The 1309-nt window shown below is 66.8% G+C and carries 1 protein-coding gene; it reads right to left on the minus strand.

Annotation, left to right across the window (positions count from 1 at the left end):
• Nucleotides 1-462 precede the first annotated feature (462 nt).
• Entirely contained in the window at nt 463-1185 is a 723-nt protein-coding gene (locus KME75_RS41625; RefSeq protein WP_219420492.1) for an asparagine synthase-related protein, read from the minus strand.
• Between the last annotated feature and the right edge of the window lie 124 nt (nt 1186-1309).

Raw genomic sequence — 1309 nt, forward strand, 5'->3', positions numbered from 1 at the left:
GCTGGCGAGCACTGCGCCGCATCACCGCCAGCCCCCGCAGAATCGGCGCCTACGTCAAAGCAGCGCTCGTCCTCACCCACATCGAACAACTCCAGCTACGCACTTCTTGCTGAGATCACCTCATTGTCGACCCGAACGATTCTGGCCGTGCCGGCTCGGTGACGTGATCTGGGAGGCGTTCACGGGCGAGACGGGTGCGCAACAGCCGCTTCCGAGCCCGCCATTCGATGGGCAGAGATCGTGCGAACCGCGAAAGCCTGGGGTGGCTGAGGGGAGCCACCGGCCAGAGTCCGGCGCGCAAGTACGCGGGGTTCCGAGCGGCGAAGACGACGAGGCACGGTAAGGCGACGGGGGCCACCGGTGCGGCGCAGTCGTCGATGTGCCGCATCGCGTCGATCGCGCGCTCGCCCAGCCAGGGCGGAAGCCGGGGTGCCGTCATCGGACGCATCCTCTCAGCGCCTGTCAACGCCATGAGTTCATCCCCACCGAAGCCGGTGAGCACGACGTCACTACCGCCTTCGCGGAGGCGGTAGCGAAGGACGTCGAATGCTTCGTGATAGACGTCCCCGTCAGGGCCCCGTCAGGGTAGTGCGGCTCCGATGCGGTACGCGGTCCGTCCGGCGAAAGGGGCAGGTGTTCCCAGGCGTGTACTGCTACGTCGCGAAGACGGAAGTGCTCCGCGATGACCTCGCGCCTCGCGCGTTGCTCGCGTCCAGCCTTGCCGCCGACGAGCAGCCCGCCGGACATGACGGGCCCAGCCGAGCATCTCGCTGTAGTCGCCGCAACGTTCGCCGAGTCGACGCCGCCTGACAGTTCCACGGCAACCTTGCCGCTGTGATCGCTGACAATCGGTACGATCAACTCGTGCAAGGTCCGTTCGAGAATGCGGACAGGGTCGGCGCCCGGACGAAGCTTGCGGCACTTGACGACGTGCTGTGCGGGTGGCGGGTACGCCACTGTCAGGCCGCCGTTGTGGAAGAGTGCCGTTGCCCCGGCGGTGAGCCGAGTGATCGTCGTGAAGAGCGTATCGGTCGAGTAACGATGCCGCCGGGTGAGCAGGCGTGCGGCCACGGCCGGTGAAAGATGCTCCGGCCTGGTGGCGAAGGCGAGTTCGGCAGGATCCCATGATGCGATGAGGTTCTCTCCGGAGATGGTGAGATGCAGCGGCGCCGTGCCATGGGTCAATGGCCTTGCGTTAGGTTGATCTTGGCGCCGACACGCCGGTCGAGGTGCGTCGTCTGGTGATCGCCTCTGGGGATGATCGCCGGGTGGCGCACGACGGGTCGGAGGGGGTGTCTCCGGAGGGCTG

Origin of the sequence: Pseudonocardia nigra (genome assembly GCF_019396355.1) — a bacterium.
GTDB lineage: Bacteria > Actinomycetota > Actinomycetes > Mycobacteriales > Pseudonocardiaceae > Pseudonocardia > Pseudonocardia nigra.